The following is a 14,719-nucleotide window of genomic DNA, read 5'->3' as shown; positions in this document are numbered from 1 at the left end:
ACGAAAGATTATCATGAATAAAGAAGAAGTTTTAAATGAATTTAGAGATGCTAATGCATTGTTAGAAGGGCACTTTTTACTCTCTTCGGGACTTCATAGTGAAATGTATTTGCAATGTGCCCGTGTTATGATGGATCCTGAGAGAGGCGCTAGGATTTGTAAAGCTTTAGCAGAAAAAATTAATGCTACTATTGATAAGAAAATTGATATTGTGGTTTCTCCTGCAATGGGTGGCGTAATTGTTGGCTATGAAATGGGGCGACAGCTAGGGGTGCCATCGATTTTTACTGAACGTGTTGATGGTGAGTTTGAACTTAGAAGAGGGTTCGAAATTCCAAAGGGTGCAAATGTTTTAATGGCTGAAGATATAGTGACCACTGGGCTTTCATCAAAAGAGTGCATTGAAACAATTAATAAATTTGGTGGCAATGTTGTTGCGGCCAGCTGTCTTATTGACCGGAGTAATGGAAAGATAGATTTAGGAGTTCCTTTGGTCTCGCTTATTGGCCTTGAAATTGCGGCTTATGATAAAGATAACCTTCCAGATCATTTAGAAGGAACAGATGCAGTAAAGCCTGGCAGTAGAGATCTAAAAAAATAATCAGGGGGAAAGCCCTTGTTTAGGCGCCGAAAAAAACAATCATTTTTAATCAAGGTAAGAGAATTCTTATGGCCTTCAGCCGGATGGCGTCGTGCGGGGCATTATATGAAGCACCGACTTGCGCGTATTGATGGTTCGCCTTATGCGATCGCCGCTGGCTTTGCTTCGGGCGCGGCGGTTTCCTTTACGCCATTTGTAGGGTTCCATTTTATTTTTGCGGCAATAATTGCATGGATTGTGCGGGGTAATATATTAACTTCTGCAATTGGTACTGCGGTTGGAAACCCTTGGACTTTTCCTTTTATTTGGGCGGCTAGCTACAATGTAGGTATCAATTTATTAGTTGGTACGTCAACAAATGATTTAATGGGACAATTGGATAAAATGTTTGGTAATTTTACTATTGTTGATTTAGTGAACGACCCATTAAATACATTAGGTCCTTTTTTAGAAACTATTTTCTTTCCTATGCTATTAGGGGGTACTATTATTGGTGCTTCATTATGGTTTTTTATTTATTGGCCAATATATAAATTGGTTTCGGAATATAAAATTAAACAACTTAAAAGGCGTCAAAAGAATAGAAAGGTTATCGACTAATGGCTGAAGATCGAATTCGTCTTGGTGTCAATATTGATCATGTTGCAACAGTTAGAAACGCGAGAGGTGGATTTCATCCAGATCCATTAAGGGCAGCCTTGCTTGCAGAAGAAGCTGGTGCAGATGGGATTACGGCCCATCTTCGTGAAGATAGGCGTCATATTGTTGATGAAGACATTGAAAGATTAATGGCAAATATTTCTATTCCGCTCAATTTTGAAATGGCAGCTACAGAAGAGATGCTTAAAATCGCTTCTAGATTAAAACCAGCATCCGCTTGTATCGTTCCCGAAAAGAGAGAAGAGTTGACCACTGAGGGTGGTCTTGATGTTATTGGTGGCTACGATAATTTGAAAGTTTGCATAGGAAAATTAAAGCAAGCAGGAGTAAGTGTTTCGCTATTCATTGATCCAGATTTAGATCAAATTAAAGCTTCTAAAGAATTGGGTGCTGATAAAGTTGAATTGCATACAGGATCTTATGTTGATGCTGAAGGTAAAAATCAGGAAGATGAACTCGAAAGGTTAAGAGCAGGCGCAAAATATTGTGGTGAAATCAACTTAGAAGTCCACGCAGGGCATGGGCTTAACTATGACACCGTTGAAGCGGTCGCAAAAATTCCTGAATTTACAGAGTTTAATATTGGCCATTTCCTTATGGGGGAAGCAATATTTGTTGGTCTAGAAGAAACTATCTTAAAAATGCGCGAGTTAATGGATAAGGCTAGAGGTTAAACCATAGATGTCATTTTTATGCCATAAAGGAAATGTTTTATGAAAATTATTGGCCTTGGTAATGACTTAACGGATATTAGGCGTATAGAAAAATCTATTGACCGATTTGACGGACGGTTTATGAAGCGTATCTTTACGGACGGCGAGATTGCATATGCAAAATCTAAAGGTAATAAGGCTTCAAATTTTGCTAAAAGATTTGCAGCTAAGGAAGCATGTTCTAAAGCGTTAGGCACAGGATTTGCGCAAGGTGTGTTTTGGAAAGATATGGAAGTAATAAATGACGAATTAGGCAAGCCTTCGTTGAAATTATCTGGTGGAGCATTAAATAAATTAAAGTCATTAACACCCGACGGCATGGAAGCGCAAATCGATTTAAGTTTGACGGATGAATACCCCTTAGCGCAGGCGATAGTTATACTCACTGCAGTTAAATGTTGATAAGTTCTTCAAAACCCTTAGTGTTTGGCTAAGAAATAGATATATTATAAAATAAGTGAATTTAGTTTATGGACAGTAACGAAAATAAGAAAACAGTTAAAGAAAGCGCAGAAAAAGCGCTACTTAAGGATGATGAAACTTGGGGAGAGTTTTTTAGAACGATCTTTTATGCTTTTATAATCGCGATCTCCTTTAGAACTTTTGTTTTGCAACCCTTTTCAATTCCGTCAGAATCTATGTTGAATAACTTGATGGTTGGTGATTTTCTTCTGGTTAATAAATCCTCTTATGGGTTTTCTAAACACTCACTTCCCTTTAGTCTGCCACTTATCCCTGGAAGAGTTTTTGCCGATGACGTTGAGCGCGGCGATGTTGTGGTGTTTAGATTGCCGCGTGATCCTGGAACCTATTATATCAAAAGAATTGTTGGCGCCCCGGGCGATAAAATTCAAATGGTAAATGGAGAGCTACAATTAAATGGCGCCGCTGTGCCTCGCATCAAATTGGATGACTATGTTCGCATTAATGAATATGGCCGTGAAGAACGATTTGAACAGTACGAAGAAACCATGCCTAACGGTAAATCTTATATCACTCTTAACATTGAACATCGTCCACTTGCCGATAATACCGAAGTCTTTATAGTACCAGAAGGGCACTATTTTGCCATGGGGGATAATCGTGATAATTCAATGGATAGCCGCTGGCCAAGCAATATTGGAGTAGGGTTTGTGCCTTATGAAAATATAGTTGGTAAAGCAAAATGGTTGACGCTTTCATTTGATAATAAAAGTGCGCTATGGGAGTTCTGGAAATGGTTCCCAGCTGAACGAAGAGACCGCTTTTTCTCCGCAATCAATTAGGGACTTAATTTGAGTAGTCAATATTCAGAGCTATATGAAATACTTGGATATTCATTTAAAGATGAGAGCCTCATTAGAGAGGCTCTAACGCATCCAAGTCTTGAAGGAACCCCTAGCTATCAGCGTCTAGAGTTTATTGGAGACCGTGTATTAGGATTAGCCATTGCCGCATGGATGTTTGAGCTACACCCAAATGCAGACGAGGGCGGGTTGGCTAGTCGGCATACTAATTTGGTTCGCCGAGAGGCTTGCGCCAAAATTGCGGCAGACTTGAATTTAGGCGATTTTATCCATATGGCAAAAAGCAGTGAAGACACTGGGGGGCGTAAAAGAGAAACAATCATCGCAGATGTTTGTGAATCGGTTATTGGCGCAATTTATCTTGAGGCTGGTTATCTAGAAGCAGAGAAATTTATAAGAAAATTTTGGCATGAGATGGCGCATAACGTTAAAGTCGCAAAAAGAGATGCGAAAACCAGACTCCAAGAGTTGGTGCAGTCACGGGGGAAAAGTACTCCTGTCTATACAACCATAGACAAGAAGGGGCCTGATCATCAACCAACATTTACAATAGTCGTAAGTGTACAAGGAGAAGGCGAAGAAACAGCAAAAGGTTTTTCGAAGAGAGATGCTGAACAGTTAGCTGCAGAAAAGATATTAAAAAGATTAAAGTCCGAATGGAAAATTTAAAAAAATTGAGAGATATATATGAACGTTGATTTAAATCAATTAGATAAGCGTTGCGGTTTTGTTGCACTTGTTGGTGCACCGAACGCAGGCAAATCAACATTGTTAAATTCGCTTGTCGGAAGCAAAATTGCGATTGTTACCCAAAAAGTACAAACCACAAGGTCAAGGCTTATTGGTGTTGCGGTTTATGGCGACAACCAGATGGTTTTTGTCGATACGCCGGGTATTTTTGCACCCAAAAAGAGATTAGAACGTGCCATGGTTGCTGCTGCATGGGAAGGGGCCAATGACGCGGATGTTGTTGTCTTTATGGTTGATGCGACTTTACGCATTGATGATAGTACCCGTGCAATAGCAGAAGGTTTAAATAAAAGCGGCAAGAAAACCGTTCTTGTGTTAAATAAAATTGATCTTATAAAACGTGATAGTTTGCTTGCAAAAACTAAAGAATTAAATGAACTGGCTGAATTTAATGAAACCTTGATGATTTCAGCAAAAACGGGAAATGGCCTTGATGATTTACAAGATAAGATTGCTGAATTTCTTCCCAAAAGCCCTTGGTTATATCCTGAAGATCACTTAACAGATATTACCGAGCGTATGTTGGCAGCCGAGATAACTCGTGAGAAGTTTTTTATGCGTTTTCATGAAGAACTTCCTTATGCCGCGACAATTGAAACCGAAAGGTGGAAAGAATTAAAAGATGGCAGTGTACGCATAGAACAAGTCATATATGTAGAACGAGATAGTCAGAAGAAAATTGTTATCGGCAAGGGAGGGCGGGGCCTTAAAGTGATCGGTAAAATGGCCCGTGAGGAGCTAGAGGAGCTACTTGACCGCAAAGTACATCTATTCCTATTCGTAAAGGTAAGAAAAGGTTGGAGCGATGATAAAGAACGTTACCGTAATATGGGACTTGATTGGATTAAATAAGTGCTAATCTAATCACAGACTCATAGGACTTCTTTGTAAAGCATGCTTTTTTAACAGAGCTTCACAATAAGGGCGGGCAAGCCAAACTGACTTAAGAAGCTCTATACAGATGAACATTCCTTTTCCTATAATTTCGTCTTTTTGTTTGATTATTTCCTTTTGTAAGAATATTTATTCGCCTTGGTAAAGTGAATGAATTGGAAATATTTGACGACCAAAAAGGCTCGCTGTTAGATCAACGGCGATTTTAGCAGTGCTATTGTTTGTATCAAGTGCAGGATTAATTTCTGCAATATCCAAAGAACCCATAAGGCCACTATCATGAATCATTTCCATGCAAAGCTGTGCTTCCCGATATGTTAAGCCGCCTGGAATTGTTGTTGCAACTCCTGGTGCAATAGAAGGGTCAAGGCTATCCACATCAAAACTAACATGGAGATGTGCGCCTTTTTCTGACACTTCATGTAAAATTTCTTGCATTGTTTGGCGAATACCAATTTCATCAATACGTCGCATATCATAAACATTAATACCACTTTCAATAACCAATTTTTTTTCATTATGGTCTACGGAACGTATGGCGATTTGATAAACATTTTCTGGTGCAACCATTGGTATGGCATGGCCTACAGATAGTAAATCAGGATGCCCAAGGCCAGTAGCAACAGCCACAGGCATACCATGGATATTTCCAGAGGGTGAAGTGTCATTCGTATTATAATCTGCATGTGCATCAATCCATAAAATGCAAATGGGACGATTTTTCTCTGCACAGTATTTTGCAACCGCGGCAACAGAGCCAATTGACATCGCATGGTCGCCCCCCATCATTATTGGAAAATGCCCATCATTCATTTCAGAATAGATTGCATCTGATATTTTATTTGCCCATGCGACATTTTCATCTAAATGTCGATAACCGTCTTTTGGCGGAAGTTCAGGGTTTTCAGGGCCGTTTAGATCACCGATATCGCGAACTTCGCAACCTTGCTTAATAAGCATCTTTGCAAGTCCTGCTACACGTAATGCTTCTGGCCCCATTGATGCGCCACGGTCGCTTGCGCCGATATCGCTTGGTACACCGATAAGTGAAACTTTATCTGTCATCGTAAAACCCTTTTAAAATAGCTGGCATTGATAATTATTAGTGAGTGTATCTAATTTTCAGTCATCTTACTGGCTTTTACATAAATGAAATAACTATTATTAAAGAAAATGCCAAATATTATTCGGTAAGCTTGTCTTATAGTAAATTATGTTTTATAAACCCCATAATACAAGGCTTATGTGAAAATAAAAACTTTATAATTGAAAGAGAAATTATGAAAAAAAAGGCTATTGACCATATTGATCTGAAGATTCTTTCGATTCTTCAAAGTGATGCAAGAATAACCAATCATGAACTTTCCAATAAAGTGAATTTATCCCCTAGCAGTTGCCTTCAGCGTGTAAGACGCTTGGAAGACGAGAAATATATAAACCGATATATGGCGCATATTAATCTCGATAAAGTATGTCGAACCGTAACCATTATTTTAACGGTCAGCTTGCACGATCATACCAATGAAAACTTTGATACCTTTAACAGTGCTGTTGAAGAATTTCCGGAAATTACAGAATGTTATACTGTAAGTGGTAACTTTGATTATTTTCTCCGCGTTGTTTGTCCTGATATGAAGCGATATTTGGCACTTAATGATGCATTGATTGAAAGAATGGAAGGAACAGCAAATATTAGCGGTCATGTTGTATTAGCAAATACTAAACCGTTTAGTGGCTTTTCCATCGAAAAACTAGTTGAGTAACCTTTTTTAGTGCTTGAACTTTTTTTATAAATTTGGCATACCTTTTTTGTTATACTATAACATCAAATAAGAGGGGTGGCCTGTGCCAAAAGTTAAGTGCATTTTTTATTATTCAGCAGCAATTTTTTTTGTTCCAGCGATTTCTTGGGCGCAAGATAATGATTTTCAAAATAGCGAATTTGACCAAGCGAATAATATTGATCGTGTCGTAACTTACGGTCGGGCGGAACAATTAATTGGAACCGCAGAATCGGCATCGGACGGTGTAGTTGGTTATGACGATTTTACGACAAGACCATTATTGCGAGTAGGTGAGTTAGTTGAAGTAATCCCGGGCATGGTTGCAACACAGCACAGTGGTTCAGGCAAAGCAAATCAATATTTCTTAAGAGGATTTAACCTTGATCATGGTACGGATTTTCTTTCTACATTAGAAGGAATGCCAATAAATTTGCCTACACACGGTCACGGACAGGGGTACCTTGATCTAAATTTCATTATTCCAGAAATTATTGAAACAGTTGAATACCGAAAAGGGCCTTATAGTAGTGAAGTTGGTGATTTTTCATCTGCCGGATTAACCACGTTTAATGTCTATGACAGTTTAGATGAAAACTTTACCGAAATTAACATTGGTCAATATGGGTATTACAGAATTGTCAGCGCCGGTAGTGCCGAAATTTCAGACGGGAATTTATTATTTGCCGCAGAAGGTCAATTAAATGATGGCCCTTGGGTTCTTGACGATGATTTAAAGAAATATAATGCCATGTTAAAATATAGTCGTGATCATGGGTTTATGAAATCAGAGCTATTGGCCACTGCGTATCATTCAACTTGGAATGCTACTGATCAAATTGCTTCTCGCGCAGTTACAAGTGGCTTGATAGATGAAAGAGGAAATCTTGATGATGACTTAGGCGGTGAAACGACCCGTATGACATTATCTGCTAAGGTTGAAACAGAAAACCTTAAAACCCAAATATATGGTCAATATTATGATTTTAATCTCTTTTCTAACTTTACTTATTTCCTTGAAAATCCGATCAGAGGGGACGAGTTTGAACAAGTTGACAATCGTTCAGTTTGGGGTGGTAATATTTCATATTCGGATGAATTAACGCTTGATGATATTGATGTTGTATGGACGCTTGGCGGATCTCTAAGATATGATAATATTTCAGAAGTTGGGCTTCATAAAACTGAAAGTCGTATCAGATTTCAAACCATTCGTGATGATGAAGTTGATGAGTTGGCATTGGGTACTTATGCTGATTTGAAATTTTATTTAAGCGAAAACCTTCGCATTACTACTGGATTACGTGCCGATCGATATAGTTATTCTGTTGATGCCATTAGAGCCGCTAATTCCGGCACTGGAAATGACATTGTTCTTAGTCCAAAGTTTGCTGCAGCGTATAGATTGAGTGAGCAAGCAGAAGTTTATGCAAACTATGGTCATGGTTTTCATTCAAATGATGTGCGTGGCGCAGCGATTACAGTTGATCCAGTATCAGGAGACCCGGTTCCGAACGTGCCCATCATTGCGAAGAATAGGGGCGGTGAACTTGGAATAAGATTTGCGCCAACTGCTGATATTAATTTCACTGTTTCTGGTTTCTGGCTTGAACTTGATAGCGAACTTGTTTTTGTGGGAGACGCCGGTACGACAGAAGTTAACGACGGCTCAATACGGTACGGTGTTGAAATGGCCGCCTTCTGGCAGGCTAATGAATGGCTTGCTTTTGATGTCACAGCAGCAACGACGGATGCAAAATTCAATTTGGATAATGATAATTATATTCCAGGTTCTGTAGGTGCCGTTCTTGGTGCTGGTACAACTCTGACACTTGATAATGGCTTAACGGCAAGTCTACGTTTACGCCATTTTGGAAGTGCCCCATTGATTGAAGATAATAGTGTCAGGTCTGAATCAACGACTTTGGTTAATTTTGGCGCCGCTTATGATATTTCAAATTACACGATTGAATTTAATATCTTTAATTTGTTGGGAACTAACGACAGAGATATAACCTATTTTTACGGATCTCAACTGCAAGGCGAAGCCAATGCAGTATCTGATATTCATTATCACCCAGTTGAACCATTTACCGTAAGACTAGGCTTTAAAATTAAATATTAATCTTTGCATTAATTAAGTATACTTGTTCTGCGATGAAATTATTTGATTTATTATCTGAAATAAAAATTAAAGAATGGCTTAAGCGAAAAAGTGAGCCAGGATATGTGCCGCCTGAAGCTCCAGATGAAACCACTACTGGGAAACAGTACGAATCATATTTATTAGATGAAATAAAATCGCTTATTCAAAAAGCAGGAAAAGAAACGGGCGTCAGGCGCCGGGAAATTATGGGCAAATCCAATGCTCTTGAAATTCAATTGCTCGCGTCTTTAGAGCAGGGGGGTATAATATGATGGCCGCACAAATGGAAAAGGTAATTTTAAATTATAAAAGTGAATTTCTTTGGAGCGATAAAAAAGAATAAAAAAAAGAGAGGTTGAATTAACCTCTCTTTAATCAGAATTTTATTTTATTCAGTTCTTGTTCCTAGCACGCTTGCTACATACATGTCCCATGTCGCTTTTCCAACGAGATCTTCACCTTCTAGTTTGGCGGTCATATCTAATGTTGCAGACATACCAGCTTCGGGTACATACATAGGACCCTTTAATTTTAACTCACCGTCTTTATATGTCCCGGTTAATTCATCACCATCCGCCATGGCGGTAACATTTTCACCATCAACTTTAATTTCCATTGGAACCATTGCACCACCTTCTGCACTTGAAAACATTACGTTCCAATTTCCATCAACATCAGCGGCAGTTGCTGATGATATCATTAGTAAAACCGTCGCCACTATTGTTATTAATCTTGTCAAATTCTTTCTCCCAGTATTTATGAGAAATTACTTTATAAAATATTTTAAAGAATGGCAAATATCACAAGTTCATATGATCTAGGGATACAATGATGCCTTCAATCTGTTTTTCAGAAACATGTGTCATGACTTGATTAGACTTTTCGTTCAATGAATTTGTCGCATCATGATAAATTTCTTCACCAGTTTTGGTGATTTTAATTCGACTTACACGAGCATCGCGTGGATTATCTGCTTTTTCAACAAGGCCAATTTTTTCCATCGGGCTAAGCATACGTGTCACTCCTGACGCTGTGCGGCAAATCGCATTAGCGAGATCAATTCTGCGCATAGCATTGCCGGGGGCATTTATTAAACGATGAAGAACGATATATTCGAGAAACCCAATGCCGTGTACTGATGCAAGTGATGCGTCCATTTTTCGTGTTAAGGATGCCGTTTTTACCCACAATGTTATTGCGGTTTCGCTGTTTTTATTTATTGTATTCATTTTTTTCCAATTACTTTAAATATACTTGATTATTCAAGTATTAATTAATCTTTTTATATTTGTATGTCAAGTGTTAAAAAAAGCAAAAAATTTTAGTATCTGAAAACTACTATAACTCTTGCGAAATGAAGCCTCTGGTGTTAGTTTCCGGCAATTAAATTCGCTTGAAATAATGAAAAGAGCACATTGATATGTCAGTTGATAAAGAAACGGTTGCGAAGATCGCAAATCTTGCCCGCATTGAGGTTTCCGAAGATGAGTTGGAAAGTACAGTGGGCGAATTAAATAATATTCTTGATTGGGTAGAGCAGCTTTCAGAAGTTGACACTGATGGCGTTGAAGCAATGACCAGTGTCGTTGATGCATCACTTCCACGTCGCGAAGATAAAGTTACAGATGGCGGATATCGCGATCAAGTTCTTAAAAACGCCCCGCAATCAGAGCATGGATTTTTTGCTGTGCCAAAAGTTATTGAATAGGAACGGGAAATGACTGATCTAACAAAACTTACTTTATCTGAAGCGAGAGACGCATTACACAAAGGGGACATTTCCTCCGTTGAAATTACGCAAGCACATATAAGTGCTATTAATGAAGCAAAAGAATTAAACTGTTTCATCGAAGTGACCTGTGACAAAGCCATGGATATGGCAAAAGCTGCTGATGAAACAATCAAATCTGGAAATGCAAAAGGGATGACGGGAATTCCGATAGGAATGAAGGATCTATATTGTACAAAGGGTGTTCATAGCCAAACATGTAGCCATATTCTTGACGGATTTAAACCAGAATATGAAAGTACGGTTTCGCAAAACCTTTGGGATGATGGTGCTGTGATGCTCGGGAAAACCAACATGGATGAATTTGCCATGGGGTCATCAAATGAAAATAGTTATTATGGCCCAGTTAAAAACCCCTGGCGTGCGAAAGGATCTGATAAAAATACGGTTCCTGGTGGGTCATCGGGGGGCTCTTCTGCCGCTGTTGCTGCGGATATTGCTATTGCAACAACGGGAACGGATACCGGTGGGTCAATTCGCCAGCCTGCATCGTTTACTGGCCTAGTGGGGCTTAAGCCTACCTATGGGCGTTGCTCACGCTGGGGAATGATTGCATTTGCCTCTTCTCTTGATCAGGCGGGACCACTAACAAAGACGGTTCGCGATGCGGCTATTATGATGGAAAGCATGGCGGGATATGATCCGAAAGATTCCACATCAACAAATATAGCAGTTCCTAATTATGAAGCTGCATTAAATGGTGACATTCGTGGACTTAAAGTCGGTATTCCAAGTGAGTATCGTGTCGACGGTATGCCTGAGGAAATAGAAAACCTTTGGACGCAAGGTAAAGAGTGGCTCAAATCAGCAGGTGCTGAGATTGTAGACATTAGCTTACCGCATACGAAATATGCACTACCGACTTATTATATTGTCGCGCCAGCTGAGTGTTCATCAAACCTCGCACGTTATGACGGTGTTAAATACGGCCTAAGAGTAACAGGGGATAGTTTAGATGATATGTATAAGAAAACCCGTGCTGCTGGTTTCGGTGATGAAGTAAAACGCCGAATCTTGATTGGTACTTATGTTTTATCAGCGGGTTATTATGATGCTTATTATTTAAAGGCACAAAAAATACGTACATTGATCGCGAATGATTTTAAAACGGCATATCAAAAATGTGATGTTATTTTAACACCTACAGCACCAAGTGCGGCTTTTAATCTAGGTGAAAAAGTATCAGATCCACTTGCTATGTATTTAAATGATGTCTTTACAGTGCCGGCTTCATTAGCAGGACTTCCAGGTATTTCTGTTCCTGCTGGTCTTAGCGCAGAAGGTTTGCCGCTAGGATTACAATTGATCGGTCAAGCATTTGGCGAAGAACAACTTTTAAATGTGGCTGACGTGCTCGAAGGTGCGGCATCATTCAATTATAAACCAACTAAGTGGTGGGGAGAGTAATTATGACAAAACTATATCCAGGTGCCACAGGTGATTGGGAAGCTGTTATTGGGCTTGAAATCCATGCTCAAGTTATATCTGAGGCTAAATTATTTTCTGGTTCGGCGACGACTTTTGGTGCGGAGCCGAATACACAGGTGAGTTTTGTTTGCTCAGCGCAACCGGGGATGCTTCCTGTAATAAACAAGGAATGTGTTCGACAAGCGGTGCGCACAGGCCTTGCAATGGGTTGTGAAATAAATTTGCGCAGTATATTTGACCGTAAAAATTATTTTTATGCTGATCTGCCACAAGGTTATCAAATTTCACAGTTTAAAGACCCAATTGTTGGTGAAGGCGAAATAGCCATTGAACTATCCGATGGTTCAACAAAAATTATTGGTGTTGAAAGACTTCATCTTGAGCAAGATGCTGGAAAATCCATGCATGATCAACATCCGACTATGACTTATGTGGATTTAAACCGTTCTGGTGTTGCTCTTATGGAGATCGTTTCAAAGCCTGATATGAGCACACCGGAAGAAGCGGCTGAGTATTTTAAGAAAATTCGATCTCTGGTTCGTTATGCGGGAACTTGTGATGGCAATATGGATCAAGGCTCTATGCGCGCTGATGTCAATGTTTCCGTGCGTCGTCCCGGCGAAGAATTAGGCACGCGAACAGAAACAAAGAATGTAAATTCCATTCGTTATGTGATGCAGGTGGTTGAGAGCGAAATTCGTCGTCAGATAGATTTAATTGAAGATGGTGGAACGGTAGATCAGGAAACACGTCTATTTGAAGTGGCGACAGGAACCACTCGAACGATGCGTTCAAAAGAAGAAGCGCATGATTATCGTTATTTCCCTGATCCTGATCTTTTACCATTAGAATTCAGTCAAGAATTTGTAGATGAGTTAGCTGCAGAAATGCCAGAATTAGCAGATGCGAAGAAAGAACGCTTTATCGCGGACCTTCACATTACACCTTATAACGCGAGTGTGTTGGTTGCTGAGAAAGAAAATGCTGATTATTTTGAAACGTTGCTTGCTGTGACTGTTGACAAAACAGGGAAACCTGTGTCTGAGCTTGGAAAGTTAGTTTCAAACTGGATTACAAGTGATCTATTTGGAGCGTTGAAAAAACTTGGTAAAACCATTTCAGAAAACCCTGTTTCAGTTGAGAATGCGGCTGAGCTTTTAAACCTTCAAGTTGAGGGAACAATTTCAGGACGCATTGCCAAAGAAGTATTTGAAAATATGCTTGAAAGTGGGAAGTCACCTGAAACGATTGTAGACGAGAAGGGGCTTAAACAAGTTTCCGATACAGGTGCAATTGAAGCTATGATTGATGAAATTCTTTCCGTTAATGCTGATAAGGTTGAAGAATACCGCGGTGGGAAAGACAAGCTATATGGATTCTTTGTTGGTCAAGTGATGAAGCAAACAGGCGGTAAAGCGAACCCGCAAGTTGTTAATCAATTGCTAAAACCAAAATTGGACGGTTAAGGTATACGATCTAATAATTTTTCTTATAAGCCGATGAATATTTCATCGGCTTATTTTTTATGTTTTCTAAACGGCTCAAAAAAAATGGTTTATGCTTTCTTATCATTATAGAAAAAGCGATCCTAATTTTATCTAAGAATCACTTAAAAAAGCCGTTAATTGAGAAAAATTAACCTTTTCCATGAATATTAACTTTTAATGGTTAATAATTTTTCCTTTTAATATCAATTGTTTACAATAAATTTCAAACCGTTAACCATTTATTTAAGGTTATAATCCAATTTTGTTAACCATAAGGCGCGCCAAAAGCGCTGAAATTAAAAAAAACAAGTTTTATAGTTAATATAGGAGCAAGCATAATGGGAATGGTAGACCAAAATTACATTCAAAATCGCATCGAAGCGGGGGAAAAGGGTAAAGCAGAAGCACTTTATGATTTAGGAATTTTATATTCAATTGGTCATGGTGTTGAGCAAGATAATATCGAAGCACACAAATGGTTTAATCTCGCAGCAATGCGTGGAATGATCAGTGCACAAGTTGATCGTGCAGAATTGGCAGACATAATGTCAAATATGGAAATTTCTGAAGCGCAACGTAAAGCACGCGAATGGGTAGTAACACATTAATAAGTATAGTTTTGTAGTATAAGTAAAGAGTTGAGTTCTTAATTTTTTACTATTCTCATTGCTATATATATTGACCTTATGAATGGCATGGAATTTATTTCCATGCCTTCTTTTTTTCTTTAATTGATTTTTTATTAGAAATGCTTTGACAAGAGAGCTTCGCTTCACTAAAAACGGCGGCGGAGAGGTGGCTGAGTGGTCGAAAGCGCTCCCCTGCTAAGGGAGTAAGGTGGTAACGCCTTCGAGGGTTCGAATCCCTTCCTCTCCGCCATTGTTTTCTAACATATCAGCTCACATAACCTATTGTACCTTAACGGTAATATCTCTTTTTCAACACAATAAAAAACTAAATAAATCTCAGTAATTACTCTTAGGTACAGTGATTATATATTACACTATTTAGTTAGAATTGCACTACTCATTGTGATCTAATTGTGATCTAATTGTGATTTTCCAGGGGTGGGGGATGGGCCACGGGGGTATCCTCAAGAGTATATTACACTGGCCCATAATTGAAGAACCATTTAAGTTGTCAACCCTGACGGACAGACACTGATAAGTATTAATCTCCGATAG

Annotated in this window: 17 protein-coding genes and 1 tRNA gene; 15 read left to right on the top strand and 3 right to left on the bottom strand. The window is 39.0% G+C overall.

The features are described 5' to 3' along the window. Positions 1–13 precede the first annotated feature (13 nt). The 7 genes from pyrE to era all read left to right on the top strand — a co-directional run bounded on the left by pyrE (position 14) and on the right by era (position 4,862). Positions 14–601, top strand: coding sequence for an orotate phosphoribosyltransferase (gene pyrE / locus ACTF6W_RS09385; protein ID WP_438994279.1), 588 nt, complete (start codon positions 14–16; stop codon positions 599–601). Between the two features lie 15 nt (positions 602–616). Next, positions 617–1,201, top strand: a complete 585-nt coding sequence (locus ACTF6W_RS09380) for a DUF2062 domain-containing protein (protein WP_438994278.1) — start codon at positions 617–619, stop codon at positions 1,199–1,201. Continuing rightward, positions 1,201–1,935: a pyridoxine 5'-phosphate synthase gene (locus tag ACTF6W_RS09375; RefSeq protein WP_438994277.1), complete on the top strand. Its 735-nt coding sequence runs from the start codon at positions 1,201–1,203 to the stop codon at positions 1,933–1,935. Before ACTF6W_RS09380 ends, ACTF6W_RS09375 begins: the two co-directional genes overlap by 1 nt. Before the next feature lie 39 nt (positions 1,936–1,974). Then, positions 1,975–2,376: a holo-ACP synthase gene (acpS, locus tag ACTF6W_RS09370; RefSeq protein ID WP_438994276.1), complete on the top strand. Its 402-nt coding sequence runs from the start codon at positions 1,975–1,977 to the stop codon at positions 2,374–2,376. Positions 2,377–2,444: 68 nt separating this feature from the next. After that, positions 2,445–3,239 carry a signal peptidase I gene (lepB, locus tag ACTF6W_RS09365; RefSeq protein WP_438994275.1) on the top strand — a complete coding sequence of 265 codons (795 nt, stop codon included), beginning with the start codon at positions 2,445–2,447 and terminating at the stop codon, positions 3,237–3,239. Between the two features lie 9 nt (positions 3,240–3,248). Next, positions 3,249–3,929, top strand: a complete 681-nt coding sequence (gene rnc, locus ACTF6W_RS09360) for a ribonuclease III (protein ID WP_438994274.1) — start codon at positions 3,249–3,251, stop codon at positions 3,927–3,929. Between the two features lie 18 nt (positions 3,930–3,947). Then, positions 3,948–4,862, top strand: coding sequence for a GTPase Era (era, locus tag ACTF6W_RS09355; RefSeq protein ID WP_438994273.1), 915 nt, complete (start codon positions 3,948–3,950; stop codon positions 4,860–4,862). A 171-nt stretch (positions 4,863–5,033) separates the two neighbouring features. Here the strand turns inward: era and rocF are convergent, their stop codons facing one another. Next, positions 5,034–5,969 (bottom strand): arginase, encoded by a 936-nt coding sequence (rocF, locus tag ACTF6W_RS09350; RefSeq protein WP_438994272.1) that lies wholly within the window; start codon positions 5,967–5,969, stop codon positions 5,034–5,036. 215 nt (positions 5,970–6,184) lie between these two features. Between rocF and ACTF6W_RS09345 the strand changes: the two genes are divergently transcribed. From ACTF6W_RS09345 to ACTF6W_RS09335, 3 genes are all read left to right on the top strand, one after another. Continuing rightward, on the top strand, positions 6,185–6,667 hold the full coding sequence (locus ACTF6W_RS09345; RefSeq protein ID WP_438994271.1) for an Lrp/AsnC family transcriptional regulator: 483 nt from the start codon (positions 6,185–6,187) through the stop codon (positions 6,665–6,667). Between the two features lie 82 nt (positions 6,668–6,749). Beyond that, positions 6,750–8,810 carry a TonB-dependent receptor gene (locus ACTF6W_RS09340; RefSeq protein ID WP_438994270.1) on the top strand — a complete coding sequence of 687 codons (2,061 nt, stop codon included), beginning with the start codon at positions 6,750–6,752 and terminating at the stop codon, positions 8,808–8,810. A 32-nt stretch (positions 8,811–8,842) separates the two neighbouring features. After that, positions 8,843–9,103, top strand: a complete 261-nt coding sequence (locus ACTF6W_RS09335) for a hypothetical protein (protein ID WP_438994269.1) — start codon at positions 8,843–8,845, stop codon at positions 9,101–9,103. 116 nt (positions 9,104–9,219) lie between these two features. Here ACTF6W_RS09335 and ACTF6W_RS09330 read toward each other — a convergent pair whose 3' ends face one another. Both ACTF6W_RS09330 and ACTF6W_RS09325 read right to left on the bottom strand, forming a co-directional pair. Next, positions 9,220–9,570 carry a hypothetical protein gene (locus ACTF6W_RS09330; RefSeq protein WP_438994268.1) on the bottom strand — a complete coding sequence of 117 codons (351 nt, stop codon included), beginning with the start codon at positions 9,568–9,570 and terminating at the stop codon, positions 9,220–9,222. A 61-nt stretch (positions 9,571–9,631) separates the two neighbouring features. After that, a complete protein-coding gene (locus ACTF6W_RS09325; protein WP_438994267.1) occupies positions 9,632–10,060 on the bottom strand; it encodes a MarR family winged helix-turn-helix transcriptional regulator in 429 nt (142 codons plus the stop codon). 191 nt (positions 10,061–10,251) lie between these two features. Between ACTF6W_RS09325 and gatC the strand changes: the two genes are divergently transcribed. The 5 genes from gatC (at position 10,252) to ACTF6W_RS09300 (ending at position 14,414) form a co-directional block, all read left to right on the top strand. Further along, entirely contained in the window at positions 10,252–10,539 is a 288-nt protein-coding gene (gene gatC / locus ACTF6W_RS09320; protein ID WP_438994266.1) for an Asp-tRNA(Asn)/Glu-tRNA(Gln) amidotransferase subunit GatC, read from the top strand. 9 nt (positions 10,540–10,548) lie between these two features. Further along, positions 10,549–12,027, top strand: a complete 1,479-nt coding sequence (gene gatA, locus ACTF6W_RS09315; protein WP_438994265.1) for an Asp-tRNA(Asn)/Glu-tRNA(Gln) amidotransferase subunit GatA — start codon at positions 10,549–10,551, stop codon at positions 12,025–12,027. A gap of 2 nt (positions 12,028–12,029) precedes the next feature. Further along, positions 12,030–13,514 (top strand): Asp-tRNA(Asn)/Glu-tRNA(Gln) amidotransferase subunit GatB, encoded by a 1,485-nt coding sequence (gene gatB, locus ACTF6W_RS09310; protein WP_438994264.1) that lies wholly within the window; start codon positions 12,030–12,032, stop codon positions 13,512–13,514. 359 nt (positions 13,515–13,873) lie between these two features. After that, a complete protein-coding gene (locus ACTF6W_RS09305) occupies positions 13,874–14,143 on the top strand; it encodes a hypothetical protein (protein WP_438994263.1) in 270 nt (89 codons plus the stop codon). Between the two features lie 181 nt (positions 14,144–14,324). Continuing rightward, positions 14,325–14,414 (top strand) — tRNA-Ser (locus ACTF6W_RS09300). The last annotated feature ends 305 nt before the right edge of the window (positions 14,415–14,719 follow it).

It is taken from the genome of Pseudemcibacter sp., from assembly GCF_965661635.1.
Taxonomy (GTDB): Bacteria; Pseudomonadota; Alphaproteobacteria; order Sphingomonadales; family Emcibacteraceae; genus Pseudemcibacter.
This window is presented reverse-complemented; position numbering and strand designations above follow the sequence as displayed.